Source organism: Singulisphaera acidiphila DSM 18658 (genome assembly GCF_000242455.2).
GTDB classification, from domain to species: Bacteria; Planctomycetota; Planctomycetia; order Isosphaerales; family Isosphaeraceae; genus Singulisphaera; species Singulisphaera acidiphila.
Genome location: NC_019892.1, coordinates 836347 through 859477 on the forward strand (window position 1 = coordinate 836347; position 23131 = coordinate 859477).

Here is a 23131-nt window from a genome sequence, read left to right on the forward strand (position 1 = left end):
TGGGGTGTGCCCGTCCTCCCGGGGAATGCAGGCCCATACCTCTCCTCTTCGTGTTCTTTGAGCGGCCGAAATCCGCTCTGGGCACTCATCGCAGCCCCTTTTGCTCTCTGGGGGCTGCGAACCAATCAGGCTCCTACTTATTTCGCCGGTCCCTTGGCTTTGAGCTTCCAGGACTCGTCGAAGTAGCCGGACGTTTTCGTCACTCCGGTCGTGCCGTCGGTCTGGATGACGGCGTAATCTCCCAGGTGCGGAAAGAGCAAGGCGTTGGTGCCTGCGAACTCCTTGACGCCGAAGGTGTGGCCGCTGTTGACCACGACGTAGCGGTGGGTGTTGAGCGGGTTGAGAGCGATCAGCACCGGCGCGTGGTTGTCCGCCCGATACTGGCCCGCCAGCTCGATTTCGGTCCGGCTCCAGCCCAGGGGGAGGTCGTTGACGACTCGGGAGAGGAGGCTGTTCGAGCCGGGGTCGCCGAACAGGACGAGATGGCTGGTTTCGATGTCTTCGGGGGTGACCTCGGTATCGTTCTTGATCCGGACTTCTCCCCGCATCCAGCGCCTCCAGTCGTCGGCGAATTGGTCGAGGCGGGCGTCGGCCCATTTCTGGACGTGGGGATTCCAGGGCTTGCCGGTCCCCCTTACGCAAAGGAAAGAGCCGCTGAAGGCGTCGTCGATCGGGCCTTGCAAGTTCCGCCGCTTGCCGCGTTCGGCGTTTTCCTGGAGGCGCCGCGAAGCGTCGTAATCGAGCTGGATCCATTCGTCGCCGTCGCGCTGGAAGTAGACGGAGGGGAGCAGGCCCTGGACCGCCCCCTCGAGCGGGAATTCCTGCTCTCCCAAACGGATCGATTCGGCGGCGTGGCGCTCGACGCCGAGCACGGCAACGTTCTCGATCTTGCTCACGACCGCCAGATTCCCTTGGAGTTCGGCTTCAACGGAGGCGAGGCGGTAGTGCTCCTCGAGCTGCTCGATGGAGAGCCAGGCGGCTTGGTTGTATTTCAGGGTGGAGGTGACGAACCGGATTTGCTTCGGGTTCAGGTTCGCTCCCTGGGTGGCGTGGTCGTCGTGGAAGGCCTTGAGGATCTTGGCGCTGGCCGGATCGACCTTGTGTCCCATCTTGGCCCCGACCACACGGAGGAAGTCGATTCCGTCGCCGCGCGTGAGCAGTCCCTCGGTCTTGAAGGAATAGCCCAGCGTTTTGAGGGCCTCCTCGATGTTGATCGCGGCCTGACGCTGGGGGTCGTCCTCGCCGCCATAGCCGACGATCGGGACGTTGAACGCGTTGGCCGCGTAGTCGACGGCGTCGTAGATCCGGAGCGCCTTGGCTTCGTACTCTGGGATCGCCTCGAGTTTGGCGTAGTTCCTGGTTTCAGAGAACCCCGCGCCCGCCTCGACCGACGACCAGAAGCTTGGGTGATGCAGGCCAAGGTGCCAGGCCCCTGCCCCTCCCATCGAGAACCCACGGAGCACGATCCGGCGGTCATCGATTGAATAGTGCCGCTTGACGGCCGCGATCGCTTCGAAGACGTCGGTCTCACCGGCCCAGCGATAGGCGTTGTTCGTTCGGCCGAAGACGTGGAGGACGATGGCGCCGTTGGCGGCCACGTCGGTATCGGCCGGGTTCGCCTTGCCGTCATGAGCCTGGATGAAGTTGACTTCGTTGAGGGTCTCGCCTCGGCCGTGCAGGACGACGTCGAGCCGAAGGCGCTTGGCGTCGGCCGTGGTCCCGCCGTTGTCGAGGTCCGGCGGAACGATCAGGGCGAAGGGCTGCACCGAGCCGTCCACCTTGGAGAAATAGCCGCGGATCGAGGAGCCGGGCGCCTTGGCCCAGGGGCGCTGGCCGTCGGCCAACTGCCGGGCTCGCTCCAGGCCTCGATCGATGACCTTCAAGGTTGCCGCGACATCCTTCTGAGCGAAGAATTCGTTGAGGCGGAGGGCCCATTCGGCGGCCTTCTGATAGATCGCGACGTCGGCGAAGGCGTCGCGCTGCGCTCGTTCACCCGGTGGGAGTTCCGCGATGGCCTGGGTCAGTGTGGCGAGCCGGGTCTCGATCTCCCCCGTCTCCTGGGCGGTTGGCTCATACCTTGGCGGCTTCTTGAAGGTCGGCTGGGCGCTCGCCGGACTTGCTGCGAACCCCATCCAGATCAACGACACACTCAGGATCGACCCGCGCAAGCTTCGCCCGTTCATGAGCACACCCGTGTTGCGACTTCGAGGGAGATCATCCACGCAAGGAGTCCCGGATTGTATCGCAGCCGGCCCCTCTTCCACACATCGCCCACTTTTTTTCCAAAGGGGGAAGGCGATTGGTCCACTGATTCCCGCTTGCTGGAGCGGTTGGACTCCAGAGATACTCATGATGAGAGGGGCCGAAGGAGCGGGCTGCCGCCGCATTTTCTTTCGCATAACCTCTGGTTTTGCAACGGGTTGGGCGGCTTGGCCGTTCCATAGTGCGGCGCTGGCAGCTCACCTTCGGTGGCCTGTTGAGGCGGGATTGAGGAGGGAGTAGGCCGATGGGTGCAGGGAGGCGATGCGGGCGAAGTCCCCTTTGGTTCCGCCGGAGGACTGGCTATAATCCTCAGATGCTATGAGACTTGGAGCGTGCTGGCTGGGTTTCGTCCTTCGGTCTTGACCGGATGGGCGGAGAACCCTTGTTTTTATGAATTGCCGACGATCGATCGATCCCTGATGCATTTTGCTTGCGACCGGCTCAGGAGTTCGGCCCCCTCGCCTTGAAAGGGATGGACGGAGCCTATGGGTTCGTTTGCCTGGCGCAACCTTTTGACCCGCCCGCTGCGGACGCTTTTGGCGTTGATTGGCCTCTCAATCCCGATTCTCGGCGTGATGGGCCTGTTCAGCGTGTCGCAGGGGTTGCGGAATCTGGTGGGGGACACGCTCAGCCGGGTCGAGGGGGTGATGGTCCTTCGCGAGAATTCGCCGAGTCCGGTCTTTAGCGACCTCGAGGCGGATTTGGCCGCGACGCTCAAGGGGATTCCCGGCGTTCGAGTGGTGGCCCCCGAGATCTGGAAGGTTGCGCCGAACATCGAGGGAAGAACGATGTTCAGCAAGCTCATGGGGGGGGGAGGTGCCAAGAGCATCCTCGACCAACCCGTGATCCAGGGGCAGGACATTATTGCCCATCAGCATCTGAAGAGCGCTGTCTATCCCCGCGCGATGCAGGAACGCAAGGGTGAGGGGCGATTCCTGGTTCCCGCCGACAAAAACAAGCCGAACGTCGTGATCAGCAAGAAGCTGGCCAAAGACTACCCCACAGCCGATGGGACACCGAGGAAGGTGGGGGACACGCTTCAAATTGGCGGTCGACCGTTCCATGTCGTGGGGATCTACGACACCGGGTCGATACTTCTCGACGTCGTGATCGTGATGGACATCGACATGGCCCGAGACTTGTTGGGAGTCTCGAAAGATATGGTTTCGAGCTACTATGTCGAAACCAATGATGCGACCAAGAACGACGAGATCTCGGAGGCCATCGAGAAGGTGCTGCCTGGGGTCGACGCTCGGAGCATGTCTGAGTTCATGGCCAATTTCGGCTCGATGATGGGGCAAATCGACAAGTTCTTGATAATGACCGTCAGCCTGGCCCTTCTGGTCGGTGTGGTTGGGATCATCAACACGATGCTGATGAGCACGACCGAGCGGTTCGTCGAGTTCGGCGTCTTGCGGACCAACGGCTGGTCTCAGGGAAACATCTTGACCTTGGTGACGCTCGAAAGCGCCTATCTCGGCTTGCTCTCGGGGATCGTCGGGTGCGTCCTGGCTCTGTTGGGGACCCTGGTGGCGAACCTGTTCGTCGAGGGGGGAATGCGGCTCTCGATCCCAGGCTGGCTCTACGTGCTGGGGATCATGCTGTCGGTCGTCACGGGTACGCTGGGGGGTCTCTATCCGGCGTGGCGGGCGGCGCGGCTCGTGCCGATGGATGCGATCCGGGTGGGATCGCACTGATCGATAGGATGAGCAAGGTGAGCGATGATTGACGTGGTCGACGTGCGGAAGTCGTATCGAAGCGGAGACCGTACGGTCGACGCCCTCCGTGGGGTCCGCTGTCGCGTGCCCAAGGGGCGGTTCGCGTTTATCGTCGGTCCCTCCGGGTCGGGCAAGAGTACCTTGCTCTACCTGCTCGGCGCTCTCGACCGTCCGACCTCCGGGTCGATCCTGGTCGAGGGGCAAGACCTGACCACGATGTCCGAGGCCGAGCAGAACGCGTATCGCCGCGATCGGGTCGGGTTCATCTTCCAGTCGTTCAACCTGATCAGCAACCTGACAGCCGTCGAGAACGTGCTGGTCCCCTTCCTGCCGCGCGGGATGACGCCCGAGCTGAAGGAGCGGGCCGAAGCGTTGCTCAGAGACGTCGGCCTGGGCGATCGGCTCGACCATCGCCCTTACCAGATGTCGGGCGGCGAGCAGCAGCGCGTCGCGATCGCACGCGCCCTGATCAAGGATCCGATCCTCGTGCTGGGCGATGAGCCGACCGGCGAACTCGACTCGAAGACGGGTGACGAGATCTACCGGATCCTTCGCCGGCTGCAAGTCCAGCGGGAGACGACCCTGGTGATCGTCACCCACGACCGGCGCTTCATCACCCCCGACGACCTGGTGCTCGAGATCCAGGACGGTGTCCTCAAAGTTGACGACAGCCTGTTAGAGGCGGAGGATGACCTTCCCGAAACCATGATTGGATTCGAGCCGGGTCTGCGCCGCCCGGACGTCGTCTAGGGCGAAGACCCGATCGACGATCGGACGAACCAGCCCGCGCTCGAGCCAGGGGACGACTCGATCGGCAAAGGCCTGAGTCACGAGGATCTTCTCCTCCAGCGGGCGGGCTCGGAGCGTGGTCCCGACGACGCGGATCCGCTTGCGCAAGAGCGTTGTCAGATCAATCGACGCCGATCCTCCGCCCAGCAAGCCGACCAGGACGAGCCGGCCGCAGGTCGCCAGGGCGGCCACGTTGCCCGCCAACGCGACGGCGCCCAGCAAGTCGATGATCAGATTGACGCCCTGGCCGTTGGTATGCGGACGCACGGCGTCGGCCAGTTCCTCCGCGTTCGCATGGATCCCCACGTCGAGGCCCAGCTTCTTCGCCTGCTCGAGCTTGTCGGCCGTGCGCGAGGTGCCCAGCACGACGCAACCCATCGTATGGGCGATCTGGACCGCCGCCGACCCCACGCCACTGCCGACCGCATGGATCAGGACCCGCTCGCCCGGCTTCGCCCCCCCTTGCGTCTCCAGCGCATCGTGGGCGGTCATGAAGACCTCGGGGACGGCCGCGGCTTGCTCGAAGTCGAGGTTCGCGGGGATGGGCACCACCATCCGCTCGGGGCTGAGGACGTACTCCGCCTGCCCACCTCCCCCGACGATCCCGAAGACGCGATCGCCGATTTTAAGCGGTCCGATCACGTTGGGGCCGAGCTTGTCGACTTCTCCAGCGTACTCGAGACCGGGGATGTCGGCCGGAACGCCTGGGGGCGCGGGGTAGCTCCCCCGGGCCTGCATCAGGTCGGCCCTGTTGAGGGCGGCGGCCCGGACCCTGATCCGGACCTGGTCGCCACACGGCTCAGGGGTTTCGACGTCGCAAACGTCCAGGGCCTCAGCGCCCCCGAGCTTGGTGATCACAATGGCTTTCATGAGGGGGATTCTTCTACTTCTTGTCCCGGTTCCAGTAGATCCGTACGTTATGCGTCGAGCGGCCCCCGGCCACAATGTCCTCGCGGCCGTCGCCATCAAGGTCGGCCGAGACAAGGTCCTCGGTGCCGACGCCCCCATTGTCGATGACATGCCGGGTAAAGGCCAAGGGGGTCGAACCGGGGCGCGGGTCATAAACGAGGACTCCAGGGCCGGCCGGGTCGCGATCCGCGTCCTTGCTCTTGTCACGCTGGCCGATGATGATTTCCTGATCGCCGTCGCCATCGAGGTCCGCGCACCAGACCGCATGGCCCCACTGCACCGGCTCGTCAACGACCTGGCGGTCCCAGAGCCCTGTCCCTGCCTTCGGAGGCGTGTAGACGACCACCTGGAAGCCGTGCCAGGGCTCGATCGTGGCGATGTAGCGGCGCCCGTCGGCGAGCCGCCCGACCTTCACCTCGCTGGCCCCCTTGAACGGCGTCGCCTCCTGGTTGCCCGACCCGAGCTTCGTCTTCGACCAGCGCCCGCCCGAGTCGCGTTTGAGCACAAAGACCCCTTCCCAGGCGGCCAGGACGATCTCATCTTTGCCGTCGCCATCGAAGTCGATCGCTTGCAGGTTATGAATCGTGTGCAGCGAGTCGTCGGCGACCTCCATCGGCCAAGGATCTTTCTCGGGGTGCGCGGGGACGGAGTAGACCAGGATCCGCACGCCCTTCCCCTCACCCCAGTTCGGCCCTTTTGTCTCGCGTCCCTGAAGCGGGACGGCAATGAGCTGCGCCTTGCCAGTGCCCAGCACGTCCCCCCAGCGAATCCGGTGGATCGTGGGCTCGGAACCGATCGGGATGACCTGCCAAGGGGTGTCACCGTCTCCGGTGCGGCGGAGCCATTGAAGTGTTCCGCCCGTCTTGGTGTTGGCCGGCTGCCAGCCCGCCCCCAGGGCGAAATCAATTTTGCCGTCGCCGTCGATGTCGCGGGCCTGGATGCAGACGTTGTCTTTCTCGGTGACCCCCTTGGTGAGCGTATGCTTTTCCCAGGTGGGGTTGGCGAACCAGACGACCGCATCTTCCGTCACAGCGACGACGTCGAGTTTGCCGTCACCGTTAACGTCGGTCGTGGTCACCGCATAGCAGACGTTACCGACATGCGGGTCGAGTTCCTGAGTGCGAAAGGCCGGGAACTCGGCCGCCGAGAGCGGGGCGGACAAGGCGAAGAGCAGCGGCAGGGCGAACCTCGAAGACACGGGAATCTCCTGATTACGAGCGAGGGTGAGCCATCGATCGGTTTCAGGATGACCCAGAACCGAGGCCGATGCCAGCAAAAAAAAAGGCCTTGGCCCGGCCCTTCGTCGGGGCCGGGCCAGGGCAATCTCGAACGGTTTTCCGTACCGTTCTCTCTCCGAAAACCGTTAATCTCGTAGTCCGGTCGGCCCGACCGTCATTCCCAGATAATGGGTCGACGTGGGGAGCGGCGGATCAGTTCGCTCTGAGCTCGGTCTTGTTCGCCATGCTCGCGACCATCGCCCGGCACGATTTCTCGCACTCCCGAAGCGACTTGGCAGTGGCCCTCATCTCCTCCGAGTCAAACCGGCCCACCTCAGCGGCCGTCGCCTTACAGGCCTCGGCGCATGCGTTGCACGAGGCGGCCATCAGCGGACTGTGTTTGGCGATCATGCTGGCCGAGAGGCTGCAGAACGCAGCGCAATCGGAAGCCAGATGAAGCGACTTGGCGTGATCCTTCTTTCCCTCAGCCACTTCCTTGAAGCAATGGTGGAAGGTCATGTCGCAGGCCTTTGCACAGTCGGCACACGCCTTGTAGCAGTCGGCGTGAGCATGATCGAGTTCACAACACTTCTCATCGCTCGACTTTTCGTCCGCGCTGGCGGACAACGCAGTCAAGCCAATCGCACCGGCCCCGACCATCCCAAGCAGTTCGCGGCGATCCATAAGTGTCTCTCCGTAAAGTTGAAACGCGTGCCGTTGTGAGCAAGATGCTGTATTCATGACGGTCTGAAACGACACCCGTCGCCATCTTGCTCGGGTCCGATGAACATCCCACGCAACTCCTGGACCCAGCCGTGGGATTCCCTTTGGGAACGCCTGCATTCCGAGGGCGTGGGGAGACCGAGTGGCCAAGCCGCACTATCCGACAAAGGATTGTGATGATTCCTCGGTCGCCGCTGGTCCACGGTCGGTGGAGCCGAGAGGCCTTTGATCCCGATCTTCGACATCAGGAGTGGGTGGGCGATTCTGAGGTTGGTATGGAGTTGTGGACGGCTGGTTCGAGCACCCCACGGAATGGCAAAATCAAGAGATTATCGCGGTTGGATGAGAATTGGATCTCTCATGGCAACGAGTGAGCCACAAAAGGCGTCTTCCTGTTCCCCCTGCATGCTTGCGAGGTGATGATCCAGGGGCTATGTTCCGAAGACGAGAGGCTCGACAACGAGCCTCGATTCCAGGGGCATGGTCGCGCCGCCACCGGGGGACGATATGGGGTTTTTCGACCGCTTCCGCAAGGTCAAGGCGTCGACCATTGGTGACCCCGTCGTGTTGCGGGAGAGCCTGATCGCTGCGGCTGTCGTCGGGAACCGGAAGCAGCTGACGGCCCTCTCCCGCGCCAACCGCGAAGCGATCGCCACCCAGTTTCCCGGCTGGCGTCAGTTGCCGGAAGCGATCCGCGACGATCCCTCGCGTGCGCAGCGATACATCCACGGCCTGATTGCGATCGCGGAGGTCTTCAGCCAGGACCTGGGCGATCCTTCTCTCATGCAGCTACTGACCGGCCCCGAGCAAGAAAATCCGCTGGCTCGATGGCAGCAAGGTCTGGAGGACGCCCGCACCTCGGTGGAGGAGCTGGACTATCGTACGGCCATTACGACACTCAATGATTTGTTAATTGAAGTTCGGTCGCTTCGGGGTTCCGGGGTCGATCGTTACCTTCCGATCACGTATGGCCAACTGGGTGACTGTTATTTCCACTCCGGTGCAGTTGAAAAAGCCATCTCCCCCTTTCAGCATGCTCTCGAACTTTGCGAGCGAACCGGCGACGCCGAGGGCGTTCTCGCTTACCTGGGGAATTTGCATGAAGTCCACCGCTACCTTGGCCGTACGAACGAGGCCGCCGACTGTGCGGATCGTCTGGCCGACGCGTTGAAGAAGATGGCCCGGCTTGATGCGGCCGACAGCTATCGCCAGCGTGCCGCGCGGGTGCGGGTTGGGGAACCGCTCAACCGGGTGGTGGTTGAGGTCGCGGGCCGACGTTACGAGGTGGCCGAGGTTCCTCCGCTCGTGGAAGGAAAGGCCCAGTTCTTTCACGAGCGGAACCGGCTTTCGCTCCGCCCTGCGACTGTCCTGGCCGACCGTGGAAGTGCCTTGGCCACTTCGGGAGACCATGAACCGGCCCTGGATCTGTTCCGCGACGCGGCCCGCGCGGATCGCTTCGACCCGCAGCCGAGATACCTGGAGGGATTGACGCTGCTGTTGTTGGAGCGACATCATCAGGCGGTCGAGTCCTATGAGGCGGCCGAGGAATTGGCGCCGGGTTGGTTCCATTGCCGGTCGAACCTCTGGCTGGCGCGGCAGCTCGCACTCGGGGAACTGGAGCACGAGGCCTTCCTCGCCCTCTTCAACCTGGTGGACGGTCCGGGGACGCCGAAGGAGAAACACAAGCTGGCGCGGCGTGCCGTCGCCCAATGGAGCGGGCTGGCCCCTCTCTATTTGGAATTGGGCCAGGTCGCCGGGGCATTGGGCTATCCTCAGGAGGCGGAGGCAGCCTATCGTGAGGGGCTCACTCACGCTGAGGAACCCGACGTGAGAACCCGGCTCCTCGTGCAGCTTGGCGTGCTCACTCGATCCGAGGCGGAGAAAGATCACCTGTTGCGCGAGGCCGAAGCGCTGGAAGGAAATCTGGTCTCCGCCGCCATGGCGACGCTCTTCCGGAAACGAAAACCGAACGTTCGGTCAGGGCGATAGAGGGGATCGGGATTGCAGGCGATCGTATCAGGTCAGAGGTCATCGTCGTGAGCACTGCCAAGACCAACGCTGTCCGGCTCCTTGAACGCCAGGGCATTCGCTTCGAGCTTCGGGAATATGAATTCGATCCCGAGGACCTGGCCGCCGAGACGGTCGCCCGCAAAGTCGGCCTGCCGCCCGAACAGGTCTTCAAGACCTTGGTGGCCCGGGGGGATAAGAATGGCGTCTGCCTGGCCGTGGTGCCCGGCGACGCCCAACTCGACCTCAAGGCGCTGGCGAAGGCGACCGGGGACAAGAAGGTCGAGACCGTGCCGCTCAAGGAGGTCGAACCCTTGACCGGCTATATCCGTGGCGGTGTGACCGCCCTGGCCTGCAAGAAGAACTATCCTGTCTTCGTGGACGAGACGGCCCAGCTCTTCGACCTGATCTCGATCTCGGCGGGGATGCGCGGTCTGCAAATCGTACTCTCTCCCGACGACTACATCCGCTTTGTAGACGCCAAAGTTGCGCCGATCGGCAAGGATAAAAACTGATAAAAATGAAGAGAATTGAAAATAGAAAACAAGGCTGATGATGTCGGACTGTCGGGTGCCCTGGCTTTCGTAATTGGAACCCGCGTGGGAATACCTTTGATCTGTGGCGTACGGGGTCGAGGTACGCAACCCAAGGTACTCAGAAAATCTTTCGCAGGCCTTGATTTGTGGATGCCCTGATGGGGCGATCGTCAAGAGTCAGGGGAAACCCTGGACTCATTCCCTCCGCATCGGGAGAACAACGCCTCCCGATGCGGAATCGATCGGCGAGACTCAATAATTCTGGAAGATCTCGCCGCCATTGCGGGTCAGCAGCGATTTGAAGACGTCCGCGGTGATCGAGTCTTTGAGGAATCGAATCGATCCGTCCAGGAACATCGCGTTGAATCCTCCTGGGTGGTTCGAGCCGGCCAGTTCGAGGGCCGCCGCTCCGTCGCCGGTGAACGGCAGGTCTTCGGGCTGGGTCCAGATGACCGCTTCCTTGGCCTCGACCAGGCCAAGGGTGTTTGCCGGGCCGTCGGAGATGCTGGCGATCGCTGTCCCTTCGGGCGGTTCGAACGCCGTCCCCTTGCCGGTGAAGACGCGGTAGTTGGTCGTTCCCGGCGCGGGGCTTTGTCGGCTGGGACATGCGTAAGTCGTGGGCATCCGCTCAATCAAGGTCTTGTTGTGAGCGCTGTCCCACGGTTCGTCCAGGTGGAACTCATTGTAGAGGGCCTGCTGCCCGATGAAGGGCAGGATCGCCACACGCCAGCTCAGGAGAGGGTTGCCGGCCCGGCTCAAGATGGCCGGAGGCGGGAAGGTATTGTGGGCGGAATGATAGTTGTGCAGGGCGATCGAGAGTTGCTTCTCATTGTTGGTGCACTGGGTGCGGCGTGCGGCCTCGCGGGCCGCCTGCACGGCCGGCAAGAGGAGTGCGACCAGGATAGGCGTCTCCATCCCGGCGTTGAGTTGTGGCAGCGGCAGTGGGAACGCCGAGGACGCCGACAGTCGAATCGCGCTCTCGTCTGCGGTGAGTGTGAACTTCGTCGGGAAGAGGTGCGGGCGGATGGCATTGACGTCGGGGATAGCGTCGGGATCGAACTCGAGCCGGAACGGGGCCGCTGGCTGTTGCTGTATGCCGGGACCTCGAGGCTGAGCGGCCGCGATCGCTGCGAATTGGACGAGTGCTGGTATGTTGGCCAAGATCTCGGGAAGACTCTCGGTCGGGTCGGACGTTGTGATCAATAGTGCACTTTGGTCGTCGATCGGTTTGGCGCTGGCTGCATCCAGGACCAGGGTGGGTAAGACGCGCCGAGCCAGGGCGGGTGATCCGGCCAGGGCGAGTCGCCCGCGCTTGATGTCGATCAGGACGGTCGGGCGCAAGCCGGCCGGGGTGGGCAGGACCGAGGGGGGGACTGTGAGCACATATCCCCGTTCGGGGGCCTTGAGGGGGCGGAATTCGGCGAACTCCGTTCCCGGCTTGGCCGGACGACCCGCCTTGGGCGGGACCATCGCGCCGGCTGCCTTGAGCGTGATATTGGCGGCCCCGATCAGTCGATCGAGCGTGGCTTCGAAGCCTTGCGGATCCTTCAGTTCGATCACGGTCCCGAGATCGGGAGGATTGAACCACATCGCGATTGCGTTGCTGAGCCCGCCCGACTGCGGTGCGAGTATGCCCACTCGCGGTCCGAGCTTGCCCAGGAGGTCCTTGCGCAGGCTGAGCCCGGTCCGCTTCTGAAAATCCTGGGCGAATCGGCTGACTGAGGCGGCGGCGTTCGGGTCGTTCTGGTTCAAGATCGCCAGGAAGATGTCGCCCACCTTGACCGGGTCGACCGACAGGAGCGTGGAGTTGGTCATGCCCGCGGGGAGGGTGAACTTGGTTCCGCCGCCGAGAGGAGGCTGGTCGAAGAACGCGAGCACGCCTCGACGGGGCCGAGGTGCCTGGACGCCGAGCGAGGTCACGATGGCCCGATTCTGGATTCCCCAGCGTGCTTCCACCTGCTTGATGCCGTCGATTCCGGCTTGAACCGCTTTCGGGGGCAAGGGGGGCAATCCCGCCAGGTCGACGAAGAGCAGGCCGACGGGGACGACACCGGGATCGGCTTTGGACAGGGCGGTGAATACCGGGTTTTCCAGGGCGCTGGGCGTTTTGCCGTCGAGGGTCTCGGCGACCGGGTCGGCCGTCGCACCGGGCGGGACGAAGGAGAAGACGGCGTCGTGCCCCTCGAACCACCAGCGGATGGGAGCACCCGCGATCGTCCAGACTTTGCGTCCATTCGGCTGCTCGACCTGCTTCGCGGCGTCTTCGAGCCGTTTCATCAGCCGTTGGGAGACCTCATTCCGTCCGGCATCGCGAATGACCATCACCGCGGCTTTGGGTTGAGGTGGGTCGAAGGATCCGCAGAAGCCGATGGCAAACCCCTTGGAGGTCATATGAGCGAGCAATGCGACGACCTCCTTCCCGTTGAACGGTGCGCCGGGCATAGACTGGAGGCCGTGATCGACGACCTGAGCCGCGATGTCTAAGAGCATCGCCCCGAGCGGGGTGCCGTTCAGCATCTTGGACGCAGCCGTCCCTTTCCAGGCATCAGGCTGGGCCTCAAGGCCCTCGTGGTCGATCAGGACGATCAACCGCTCACCGGGAATGTAACGGGCCAGGGATTGGCTCTTTGGCGAAGCTGTGCCCGGTTTGGGGGCCTGGTCCTCGGCGTGTGTCGTGGTTGCAATCATGCCGAAGATCGAGGCCGCCAGGGCAATGGCCCGAGCGGTTCGGCGGATCGGTCGGATGGGCGCAGGGTTCACGGTGGACTCCTTCCCAATCAGGCTGTGTTGATCCTGAGACGTGCGGGCATCGTACCGGCATGTCTCGTTGCGAGCAACGCCCTGTCCGACGAAGAGGTGGCCTGCCCCATGTGCGGCAGGATGTAAGGCGGCAAATGTTGGTGTGAATGTTTTGTATGTATGCGTATTTTTTTGTTGTTTGTGTGAGATTGTTTTGGGTTAGCCGGAATTGATTTCTCAGAGATCCCAGACCCTGGCACCGTTGAGGAAGCAGGAGATGAGGCCGTCCTCGCTGACCTTCAGAACGGGGCCGAATCGGCTGGCGACGAGGGCGGCGGTGGTGCGCGCCCCTTCGGCGGTGATGGGAGATGGGAGATGGGTGGCGTCGTGACGGAGGATGGCTCCGAAGGCGATCAGGCCGCCGTTGCGGTCGGTTACCACGGCGCCGTCGAGGCCGGCCAGGGCTTCCAGAACCGACGGGGCGAGTTCGGTCACGTTCCGTTCTCGCGCGAGGTAGTGCAACGCACGCTTGGCCAGGGGGTCGCCGGGAGTCAGCTCGGGAGGGGGGCCGCTCGGGACGTCCGAGTCGGGATCGAGCAGGTCGTGAGGCGCGATCAGGGAGCCGACGGCGGCCCCGGGATCGGTGGCCACGACGAACAGACCCCCTTGGCGAGACTCGGCCAGGTCGAGTGCGGTCTGGAAGAGCACTCGCGCCAGCTTGGGATGGGCGGTCGCGGCTTCCCAGACGGCGAACTTCGCGGCCGGGTCGAGGATCCGCCATCGGCCGTGGGCGAAGACAAACGCTTGCAAGCCGCCGGCGAACAGCTTGATCTCCTGGTTCGGACTGAGGACCAGGCAAACGTGCCCGCAGGCACGGGTCGCTCGCGCGTGGGCGGTGTAGGCGCGGGCGCAAGGGGTCTCGGTGTTTCCGGCCCCCGGGATCGCGGCCGCCCAGCGCTCGACGTCGATGATGTCGGCGAGCTTGCCGTCGCGATCGACCAGGAACAGGGTCCGTTTGCCGTCGCAGAGTCGATGGATGCTCTTCAGGCTGGTCAGTTCGACGCCGTAGAAGAGGGCGTCGGCGGACGTTGGGGAAAGCAGGTGATCGGGGTCATCGCCGGGGCCCAGGAGAAGGGCGCCCGTGGAGACGCGGCGGTTCTCATAGGTCGAGAGGGCGGCGGTGCGCAAGGTCAGGATCGTGGAGGCGATCCGGCTGGGCCGTGCGGTGCTCACGGCGTAGGCGGAGGGATCGATGAAGGCGGCCACGTAGTGGTCTTCCGAACCCCCGCGGAACAGTTCGAGGCGTGAGGTGTGCGCGATCTGGAACAGGTGGTAGTAGCGAAGGGAGAGCACTGCGCCCAGGGCGCGGATCATCTGCTGATCGTGGAGGGTGAGCCGAATGTTGTAGCGCGGGGTGAGTCGATATCGTACGCCGAAGAGAACAATGACGAGCGATTCGCCGCCGTTTTCGGGATCGTCGATCAGTTGGAAGTCGGGCCCGGACCGGACGTCGAATATGCCGGGATCGTGCGGGAGGGGTTCGACCTGGAACTGGGGGTAGAAACTGAGCAGGTCGCGGCGAAAGACGTCGAGAAACAATTCGGCCACGGCCAACGCGTCGCGCAGGCTTGAGGTCATGGGGCGCGTCGTGATGGTCATGGCTCCTCCTTGAGCGTGACTCTTCCCCACCCTTTGAGGAGGCGGATCATACCGATCGGCCGGCAATCGGGAAAGGGCGATGGCGCCGTCGGCCTCGATCCGACGATTCGAGGTCACGAGGCGACGGCCATGGTGCTCAATCAATCGCCGCCAAGGAACCCGGCCCAGTAGCGGACTCCGGGATCGAGTTGGAGTTGGGGCAGAGATTGGTTCCAGCCCAGGTGATCCTGATACCAGCGAGCGACCTTCGTCCGTTTGGCCTCAACGGTATTCTGGATCTTTTGAACCAGGTTGGCGCGGGACATACCGCCTTGGAGCAGGCCGACGAAGTAGTTGAAGCTCTCAGGGTCGGTCGACCGGCCGAGCAACGATTGATAGAGGCCGGTGACGAATCCCTCGTTGGTCCCGCCGCTGGCGATCAGGTAGTCGTTGGTCGAGAGGATCCGGGCGAGCACGGCGTTATCGGTCTGACCGGCGGCGAGCAGGGTGCTCCAGTAGATGACTCCGGGATCGAACTTGAGCTGGGCCAACGACGCGTTCCAGCCCAGGGTGTCCTGATACCAGTGCGCGACTTTGACCTGGAGCGCTTCGGGCGTGCGTTCGAAGGTTTCGATGACCTGGATCCGCGTCTGGCCCGAGTTGAGTCTCCCGACCCAACTCGCGAGTCCTGCCGGCTCGGGGTCGCGACCCAGGAGAGTCTGGTAGAGACCGGTGACGAAGCCGGTGTTGGTCCCGCCGTAGCCGTTGTAGAAGTCGTCGGTTGCGAGGATCTTGGCGAGCAGGTCGTAGTCGCTTGTGCCGTTGGGGACGAGCGTGACCGTGGTCGGAATTCCGTCCCCCTGCGGTTCGGTTGCGGTCGACGTGACGTTGGCCGCGAAGTTGACCGCGTTGTAGGCGTCGACGATTCCCCCGGTGACCGTCTTGCCGGCCGCGCCGGGGAGGGGCTTGGTCGTAGACAGGATGCGCTGGACGACTTGCTCCGCGTTGAAATCAGGGCGGAGGCTGAGCACCAGGGCGGCGACACCGGAGACGAACGGGGCCGCCATCGAGGTTCCCGAGTAGGATGCGAAACCCCCTGGGATGATGCTCAGGATATCGACCCCGGGCGCGACCAGGTCGACGCTCCGGGTGCCGTAGTCGGAGAAGCTGGCGAGCCTTCCCTGCGAGTCGACCGCGCCGACGGTGATCTGGTTATTGAGGTTGTAACTGCCGGGATAGGAGGGAGTGAGATCGGTGTTCAGTCCGTCGTTGCCCGCGGCCGTCACGAAGACAACACCGTGCATGGCTGCGTAGGCGATGGCGTCACGGAGGGCCTGCGAATAGGCGCCCCCGCCCCAACTGGCATTGATCACCCGGGCCCCGTGGTTCACGGCGAAGTAGATGCCGTTGACCGCCGATTCGGTCGTGCCGTCGCCCCGGTTATCCAGGACCTTCACGGGCATGATCTTGGAGTACCAATCCACGCCGGTGATCCCGTACGCGTTGTTGCCAGACGCCGCCAGGATGCCTGCGACGTGGGTGCCGTGCCCGTTCGTGTCTTGGACGTTGTTGTTGTTATTGACAAAGTTCCAGCCGTAGATGGCGTTGCGAAACCCGTCGGAGCCGGAGAGGTCGCCGGGGTTGACCCAGAGCCGACTCGTCAGCTCGACGTTATTGAGGTCGATTCCCGTATCGAGCACCGCCACGATCGTCGTGTAGCGTCCCTGGGTCAAGGTCCAGGCTTCGGGAGCATCAATGTCGACGTTGTTCGCGTTGTTGAGCCCCCACTGCTGATTGAAATAGGGGTCGTTGGGAATGACCGCCGCAGCCTGGATCGTGGAGTTGGGCTCGGCGTAGCTGACCAGAGGGTTGAACTGGAACCACTGAAGCACACGACTTTGGTCGACCCCCGCGCGCAGGGAGATCAGCATCGGTCCTGACGGATACTGCTCGACAACGGTCGCTCCGACGGTGGACAGGGCCGTCTGGATCGTCCCTCCCGACAGGTTCGGCTTGAACCGAACGAAAAGGTCGTCGGTGGCGCTGCCGTTCAATAACGTGCGAGGCTCAAGGACCTCGAATCGGAGCGTTGCCGCTGCGCGTCCGGTTCTGCGTGCCATGGGTGTCTCGTCATGGTGCGGTGCCAGGGGAAGCCGCTGTGCTTCCGTTGCAAATTCAAGAAAGGAGCGGACGATTTCGCGGGCTCGTGAGATCGCGGGCTCGCCTGGCTCACCTTCAAAGTATTGCTAAGTTTACCTGACGTTTTGAACGCAGGCCATCCATGCAATCTTAACTTTTGTTAAGAGGCGTTTTTCCCTCGAATTCCGTACCGCTTCTATGTGCGGAAGAGTTCGTTGTGACTGCAATTGACGTTCAAGGGGGGAGACGACGATGATTCTGGGCAACGGAGGCCTGCAACGGCTCTCGACTTGACTCGTGGAAGAAGAAGGTCTGCCCATGCCGCTCGGTCTGTCCAGTGATATCGACGCGTATGCGACGCTCTCGGCCATGATCACGCCGGCCATTTTCTTGACGGCGAATGGTTCGTTGATCATCTCGACCTCGAACCGGATGTCGCGGATCGTCGATCGGATTCGGGTTCTCAACGACCTGGGGGACCGGATCGGCCGTCGTGGCGCCGATTTCGACTATCCGAAGGAGCGGTTGGCGAACGTGGAGGCTGAACTCGACCGCTTGGTCTGGCGAAGCTACCGAATCCGATACGCGCTGGTGACCCTCTACCTCGCCTTCGGCGCGTTCGTGGGCACGAGCCTGACGTTGGCGATTGACGTCTGGACGGACAAGCACAGCCTGATTTTCTTGCCGACGCTTCTGGCGGTTCTCGGCGTCTTCATGATGCTGGCCGCCTGCGTCAATCTGGTGCGCGAGGCTCTGGAGGCGCTCCGGGGCAACCGCAAGGAACTCTGGTTTTTCCGAGAGCTCCAAGCGCGGCGGAAAGCCGACGAGACGGAGGACAGTCCAAACTTATAGGGTATTCGAGATGTATGCGTTGTTTGTGTTTTGTGGTCCCGGACGGGTGCCTCTCCGGGGCTGCAAAACAAGGAACTTGCTCATCGGGGCGAAGATGTGGATAGGCTGATTCTGGCTTCCTGGGAGCGTGGTCTCTGCTTGTCTTACCGCCGTCAGTGGTGATGGTGTCCTTTGTCGTGGTCGTGCGAGTGAGTGTGCGTTCCTTCCCCGTGCGGATGCGTGTGAGCGTTGGGGATGGGCCCGGCCGCAGTCAGGACGAGGCGGCCGGACTCGACCCCTTTGGTGCCGATCAGGCTGTCCGCCAATTCGCGGATCAGCTTGGCTGAGCCGCGAAGGAGGATCACCTCGAGGCAGCGGTGTGCGTCGAGGTGGACGTGGGTTGTCGTGACCACCCGCTCGAGGTGTAAGTGCTGGATCTCGGTCAGCCGCTCCGAGATTCGGCCGGCGTGATGGTCGTAGATCAAGGTGACGACCCCCATCGCGTCGCTGTCGTCGACGGTGATCACGTCTTCGATCAGCGCGGCACGCATCAGGCCGCGAACCGCTTCGCTCCGGTTGGGGTACTGATGCGTCTCGCGGTACTGGTCGAATTTTTGGAGCAACTCGCCGCCGATCGCGACGCTGAACCGCACCAAGGGGTCTTTCACGGTCCCACACTTCCTCTCGAGGGGCGGATCGGCTGGCTTTTTGGCCGTTGAGCGTCGACTCTAGCCGATCTTGGGCATCTCGATCCAGGCACCATCCTGGTTCGAGCTGGCGACGGCTCCTTCGACGAAGGCCATTCCCGCGACGCCGTCGATGATGCCGGGGTGATCGTAGGGGGTGGGCACTTTCTCCCCACGTTGACCGCGGATGGTCCACTCGAGGGTGCGATGGAGGTTACCGAGGGCTTCGTGGAACCCTTCGGGGTGCCCGGAGGGGAGCCGCAGGTAGGGCTTGATCGAGCCGGGGAAGTAGTCGTACTCGGCCCCCTGGCGGTAGAGCCGGAGCGGCTGGCCGCCGGCGTAGTGCTTCAGCACGGTGTGGTCGGTGATCGACCATTCGAGGGTGCCGGTCGTCCCGCTGATCCGGAACCCGTTGTCGTTCTGGGCGCCGATGGTGATCTGCGAGGCCGCGATGGTGGCGATCCCGCCGTTGTCGAGCTCGGCCAGGACGGTGAAGTCATCGTCGAGGGCGCGGCCCGGAACGAACGCCTTGAGGCGGCCACGGATCCGGGTCGCATGCCGGCCGGCGACGAACCGAACGAACTCGTAGGCATGGGTGCCGATGTCGCCGCCGCATCCCGAAGCGCCCGCCTTGGTGGGATCGACCCGCCACGATGCCTGCTTCTGTCCGTCGGACTCCAGCTTGGTGGCGAGCCACCCTTGGGGATACCAGGCCTCCACCTTGCGAACCTCGCCGATGGCGCTGTCGCGGATCAGCTCGCGGGCGAGCATGACCATGGGGAAGCCGGTGTAGGTGTAGGCGACGATGAACGGGGTCTTGTGCGCGGCGACGGTCGCGTGCAGGCGGCGGGCCTCGTCGAGCGTGGTCGTCATCGGCTTTTCGCAGAGTACGGCGATTCCCGCACTCGCGGCGGCGGCGGCCGGTCCGAAGTGGGCGTCGTTGGGGGTGACGATGGTCAGGTAGTCGATTCGCTCCGACTCGGGCAGCGCGGCCTCCGTCTTGACCAGAGTCTGCCAGTCGGGGTATCCGCGGGAGAAGAACAGGTCGCGAGCGGACTCGATTGACTCCTCGGGCTTACTCCGCAGGGCACCCGCGGTGAGCTCGGCCGAGTTGTCTATGAGGATCGCGCGGCGGTGAGGTCCGCCAAAGAAGTTGGCTGGTCCCCCGCCGCCGACCATACCTACCCGCAACTTCCGCTGGCTCATCGTGTCGTTCCCCTAAGAGTCATTTGCCCTTGGCTTGGACTGTCCGGATCGGCCCGTGGCGTGGTGCTTCCTGTCGCGAAGAGCAACTCGCGTCTTCACTTTTGAGTGCGGACCGGGCCGAATCGAGGGTGATCATTCCCTCTCCTTCGTTCCCTGATTTCAAGGGGATCCGCAAGACGCACAGAGGGGCCGAGGGCCGGAATGCGCCACTATAGCCCGCGCGAACTCACTTTTGTAGAGTAAGGTGGCCCCTCCGAAGGACCGATTGGCAAATGCAACGCTCCAGGAGAGAGAACCTCGCCATGTCTTATCGTCTGCTCGTGCTCTTGACCCTGGTCGTGGCTGGAATCGGTACGCCGGCTCTCGCGGCCGCTGAGGGGGCGAAACGGCCCAACGTCTTGCTCCTGCTCGCCGACGACCTCGGCTGGGGCGACGTCGGGTTCAACGGCCGGACCGAGTGGGCGACCCCCAACCTCGACCGCCTGGCGGCGCGCGGGACGACCTTCAAGCGGTTCTACACGGCCGCCGTCGTCTGCGCCCCGAGCCGAGCGGCCCTGATGACCGGCCGGTACACGATCCACGACGGGGTCTCGCGGAACAATGACGACCTGCCCGCCCGCGAGGTGACCTTGGCCGAGGCCTTCAAGACGCACGGCTACGATACGGCCCTGTTCGGTAAGTGGCACCACGGCCAGCCGAGGGATGGCAGTAAGACCTATGTCCATCCGATGGACCAGGGCTTCGACGAGTTCTTCGGTTTCACCGACGCCAAACACGCCTGGGAAAAGTATCCCGAACAACTCTGGCACGGCCGGGAGCTCAAGCCGGTCTCAGGCTATTCCGACGATATGTTCGCCGACCACGCCATCGACTTCCTCAAACGGCACAAGGAAAAGCCGACGCCGTTCTTTCTGTACGTTCCCTTCATCAATACCCACTTCAACATCGAAGCCCCGGCCGAGGAAGTGGCGCTTCACCAAGGGAAGTTCACCGAAGTTGATCCCTCGAAGCCGATCCGCGCAACATATGCGGCGATGGTCACCCAACTCGACAAGAACGTCGGCCGGATCATGACCGCGCTCGAGGGCCTGGGGCTGGCCGCCGACACGCTGGTCGTGTTCGTGAGCGACCACGGGGCGACCTTCGAGTCGGGCAACCTGGGCGCGAGCGACTACCACGATAGCAACCGGCCGTTCCGAGGCCAGAAGCGAACCCTCTGGGAAGGGGGGATCCGCGTCCCGGGGGTTGCCTGCTGGCCGGGCCATGTGCCCGCCGGGGTCATCTCGAATGAGGTGGTTCATATGACCGACCTCTTCCCGACCCTGCTCGCCGCCACCGGTGCCCACCCCGAAGCCGCCTGGCACGTTGACGGCGCGGACCTCTGGCCGACCTGGACCGGCAAAGCCAAGCTCCCCGAGCGGACCCTTTTCTGGGAGTGGCGAGTCGAGGGATCGAACCAACTTGCGGCGATGCGAGGCCCGATGAAGCTGGTGATCACCAGTGGCGGCCGCCCCGAGCTGTTCAACGTCGAGACCGACCCCGCCGAGCGCCGCAACGCGATCGCCGAGAACCCCGAACTCGCGCGGCAACTTCAAAACGAATTGAAGGCGTGGCTGGCGACTGAGACCAAAGATTGATAGGCGATTATGTTTTGTGAGGTGGGCTTCAGCCTGCCGCTGCCATCAATCGGGATGGCCGCCTGAATTTCGGAAACCAGAAGGGCTTGCGCCCGGGCCGATGGGTTCGCCATGGCTTCGGGCGCTGAGCATGTCCCACTTCGTTTCAACCACCGCGTGCCGGGTTGAAGTACCAGGGGAACGGATAGGGACCGGGGCCGGGCACGATCGGATCGAGGTCGTGGATCGGGACGTACGACCCCTGGTCGTAGTACATGCCGACCGGCTTGAACGGTTTGGCGAAGCTCTGGAAGACGCGGAGCGGCCGGGGCCAGGGGTAGCAGTCGCAATTGATCGAGCTTTTGCCGGGGCTGCCGTGAAAGTAGGGGTAGATGCTCGCCGTGCAATTCGCCTTCATCGGGTGGCCGTAGAGGCCCCCTTCCTTGATGCTATTCGGGCGATGGCCATGAGGGCGGTCACCCCAGCGGGTGTGATACCAGGTGTCGCGGCGCGGGTCGGGCGGCAGGGATGGCTCGATCCTGTCGAATCGCGAGATCAAGCCGCTCCGCTCGACGATGTCGGGGATAATCGGCTGAGGAATCTGCCCGAACGCCGGCATGCCAGGCAGTACCAGAACTGCGCCCAGGACCGCCAGGGCCGAGAGGCCCATCCGGCCAAGTCGTGGAGAACCAACGCGCATCGCCATCCCTCCTCATTCATCAAAAGTCTCGAACGGGTCGCCTCCATGCATCCGGCGAGTTTCTTTTATGTCGGCCGATTGTCGGAGACCCTGGAGCGATTCGAGCCCCCTACCCCCGTCCTCATGGGCCCGTAATACGCAAAGGCGATAAAACCGGTCGAAGCTGATGATGTGGTGTGTAGGGGGAAGCAAGCTACCTTAGGGGATCCAACCAGAAACGACGTGAGCCCGGCAGTTCATGCCGGGCTCGCGTCGGATCTTCATCGGTGATGGATTCACCCGATCAGGAGCAAAATCAGGGGACGTTCTCGTTGAACGGAGGGAAGGCGAAGAAGTCGCGAGGAGAACGGGTCGTCACGATGTAGGGGACGTAGCCGGGAGTGAGAGGCACCGGACCGCCAGGCCCCACGAACCACTTGATGTCACCCTTGTGAAGTGCCTTGGCGACGAGTGCCTTGGGCAAGCCGAGGGCTCCGTGGGTCGCCTGGAGCAACCCATGTCCACCGAGGCAGGCTCCGCAGCCCTTACCACCGCAAGCACCACACCCACCCTTGCCGAAGAGGCCGCGACCGCCGCAAGCTCCGCAACCCCCGCCGTGGCAGCTACCGCAAAGGTCACCGGTCGAGAGTCCACCGACCCCACCCTGGCAGATCCCGCAGCCATTGCCGCTGCACTGGTCGCAGCCATGACCGCGCCGATGGAAGTGGCGAAGCTTGAGCTTGCACCCGGAATCGCCGCATTGGGTCGAGGGGTAAGCGGACTGGGCCGAGACGAGCGGAGCCTGGCTCGACGGAGCCACGACCGTGCCGCCGGTTGAGACCAACCCGCCGCAGTCGTTGCCACTGAAGAACTTGCCGCCGTGCCCCTTCTTGAACAGGCCGAGACCGTGGCAGCCACCTGCGGAGCCACCGCCACAACCGTTGTCGCCGCATCCACCGTCGCTGCAACCGCCGCCATGTCCGAGGCCACAGCCCGCACCATGTCCGAGGCCACCGTGGAGAAGCCCACAGCCGGCACCGTGTCCGAGGCCGCCGTGGAGGAGACCCCCGTGCAGCAGTCCGCCCGCCGCAGCCAGGCCACCGAGGCCGTCCTTGGCGTAGTGACCATAGGGGATTGGGGGCGCGAAGTAGGGCCCGCCCGTGTTGATGTCGATGGCCTCGACTTCACGAGGGATCGTGTGCAATCCCCCGGCATGAACGGACCGGCTTTGTCCGATCGTGAACGACGCCGCCAGGGCGAACGTCAGCGCCACCCCTCGCCATTTTCCGAAACGCATGGTCACTCCCTTTTATATCGTATCGGTGTATCCCTCCTGGAGTTCCGGAAGCAAGCGATCGACAGTCTCTCACGCAATCCTTCGCGTGAAGCATGCCGGCGACCAGGGCCGGTCCACACGTCCTCGCCCCTGTAATTCT

Annotated in this window: 16 protein-coding genes and 1 pseudogene; 6 read left to right on the forward strand and 11 right to left on the reverse strand. The window is 63.5% G+C overall.

Annotated features, from left to right (window positions below):
* Positions 1-137: 137 nt before the first annotated feature.
* Complete coding sequence (locus SINAC_RS03290; protein WP_154673948.1) at positions 138-2222, reverse strand: alpha/beta hydrolase-fold protein; 2085 nt, start codon at positions 2220-2222, stop codon at positions 138-140.
* Between the two features lie 525 nt (positions 2223-2747).
* On the opposite strand from SINAC_RS03290, the gene SINAC_RS03295 reads away from it, so the two are divergent.
* Both SINAC_RS03295 and SINAC_RS03300 read left to right on the forward strand, forming a co-directional pair.
* Positions 2748-3959 (forward strand): ABC transporter permease, encoded by a 1212-nt coding sequence (locus SINAC_RS03295; RefSeq protein WP_015244276.1) that lies wholly within the window; start codon positions 2748-2750, stop codon positions 3957-3959.
* 24 nt (positions 3960-3983) lie between these two features.
* Positions 3984-4730, forward strand: coding sequence for an ABC transporter ATP-binding protein (locus tag SINAC_RS03300; RefSeq protein WP_015244277.1), 747 nt, complete (start codon positions 3984-3986; stop codon positions 4728-4730).
* Here the strand turns inward: SINAC_RS03300 and SINAC_RS03305 are convergent.
* The 3 genes from SINAC_RS03305 to SINAC_RS03315 all read right to left on the reverse strand — a co-directional run bounded on the left by SINAC_RS03305 (position 4656) and on the right by SINAC_RS03315 (position 7579).
* Entirely contained in the window at positions 4656-5639 is a 984-nt protein-coding gene (locus SINAC_RS03305) for an NAD(P)H-quinone oxidoreductase (protein WP_015244278.1), read from the reverse strand. The two genes, SINAC_RS03300 and SINAC_RS03305, sit on opposite strands and share 75 nt — an antisense overlap.
* A gap of 13 nt (positions 5640-5652) precedes the next feature.
* Positions 5653-6876 (reverse strand): FG-GAP-like repeat-containing protein, encoded by a 1224-nt coding sequence (locus SINAC_RS03310; RefSeq protein WP_015244279.1) that lies wholly within the window; start codon positions 6874-6876, stop codon positions 5653-5655.
* A gap of 232 nt (positions 6877-7108) precedes the next feature.
* Positions 7109-7579, reverse strand: a complete 471-nt coding sequence (locus SINAC_RS03315) for a four-helix bundle copper-binding protein (RefSeq protein WP_015244280.1) — start codon at positions 7577-7579, stop codon at positions 7109-7111.
* 519 nt (positions 7580-8098) lie between these two features.
* On the opposite strand from SINAC_RS03315, the gene SINAC_RS03325 reads away from it, so the two are divergent.
* Together SINAC_RS03325 and ybaK are read left to right on the forward strand one after the other, a co-directional pair.
* The gene (locus SINAC_RS03325) at positions 8099-9607 is read left to right on the forward strand and encodes a tetratricopeptide repeat protein (RefSeq protein WP_020467661.1); all 1509 of its coding nucleotides are present in this window, start codon (positions 8099-8101) and stop codon (positions 9605-9607) included.
* A 47-nt stretch (positions 9608-9654) separates the two neighbouring features.
* Positions 9655-10140: a Cys-tRNA(Pro) deacylase gene (gene ybaK, locus SINAC_RS03330; RefSeq protein ID WP_015244282.1), complete on the forward strand. Its 486-nt coding sequence runs from the start codon at positions 9655-9657 to the stop codon at positions 10138-10140.
* 273 nt (positions 10141-10413) lie between these two features.
* Here ybaK and SINAC_RS03335 read toward each other — a convergent pair whose 3' ends face one another.
* From SINAC_RS03335 to SINAC_RS03345, 3 genes are all read right to left on the reverse strand, one after another.
* Entirely contained in the window at positions 10414-12921 is a 2508-nt protein-coding gene (locus SINAC_RS03335; RefSeq protein ID WP_015244283.1) for a DUF1559 domain-containing protein, read from the reverse strand.
* Between the two features lie 216 nt (positions 12922-13137).
* A complete protein-coding gene (locus SINAC_RS03340; RefSeq protein ID WP_015244284.1) occupies positions 13138-14559 on the reverse strand; it encodes a hypothetical protein in 1422 nt (473 codons plus the stop codon).
* Between the two features lie 140 nt (positions 14560-14699).
* Entirely contained in the window at positions 14700-16658 is a 1959-nt protein-coding gene (locus SINAC_RS03345; RefSeq protein WP_015244285.1) for a S8 family serine peptidase, read from the reverse strand.
* 337 nt (positions 16659-16995) lie between these two features.
* Between SINAC_RS03345 and SINAC_RS03350 the strand changes: the two genes are divergently transcribed.
* The gene (locus SINAC_RS03350) at positions 16996-17529 is read left to right on the forward strand and encodes a DUF2721 domain-containing protein (RefSeq protein WP_015244286.1); all 534 of its coding nucleotides are present in this window, start codon (positions 16996-16998) and stop codon (positions 17527-17529) included.
* A 239-nt stretch (positions 17530-17768) separates the two neighbouring features.
* Here SINAC_RS03350 and nikR read toward each other — a convergent pair.
* Positions 17769-18164: pseudogene (nikR, locus tag SINAC_RS03355) on the reverse strand (nickel-responsive transcriptional regulator NikR); the annotation flags it as partial.
* A 72-nt stretch (positions 18165-18236) separates the two neighbouring features.
* Positions 18237-19400, reverse strand: a complete 1164-nt coding sequence (locus SINAC_RS03360) for a Gfo/Idh/MocA family protein (protein WP_015244288.1) — start codon at positions 19398-19400, stop codon at positions 18237-18239.
* 302 nt (positions 19401-19702) lie between these two features.
* On the opposite strand from SINAC_RS03360, the gene SINAC_RS03365 reads away from it, so the two are divergent.
* Positions 19703-21037, forward strand: a complete 1335-nt coding sequence (locus tag SINAC_RS03365) for a sulfatase family protein (RefSeq protein ID WP_020467664.1) — start codon at positions 19703-19705, stop codon at positions 21035-21037.
* 145 nt (positions 21038-21182) lie between these two features.
* On the opposite strand, the gene SINAC_RS03370 is transcribed toward SINAC_RS03365, so the two are convergent.
* Complete coding sequence (locus tag SINAC_RS03370; RefSeq protein WP_015244290.1) at positions 21183-21716, reverse strand: hypothetical protein; 534 nt, start codon at positions 21714-21716, stop codon at positions 21183-21185.
* Between the two features lie 295 nt (positions 21717-22011).
* Positions 22012-22992, reverse strand: coding sequence for a hypothetical protein (locus SINAC_RS03375; RefSeq protein ID WP_015244291.1), 981 nt, complete (start codon positions 22990-22992; stop codon positions 22012-22014).
* Between the last annotated feature and the right edge of the window lie 139 nt (positions 22993-23131).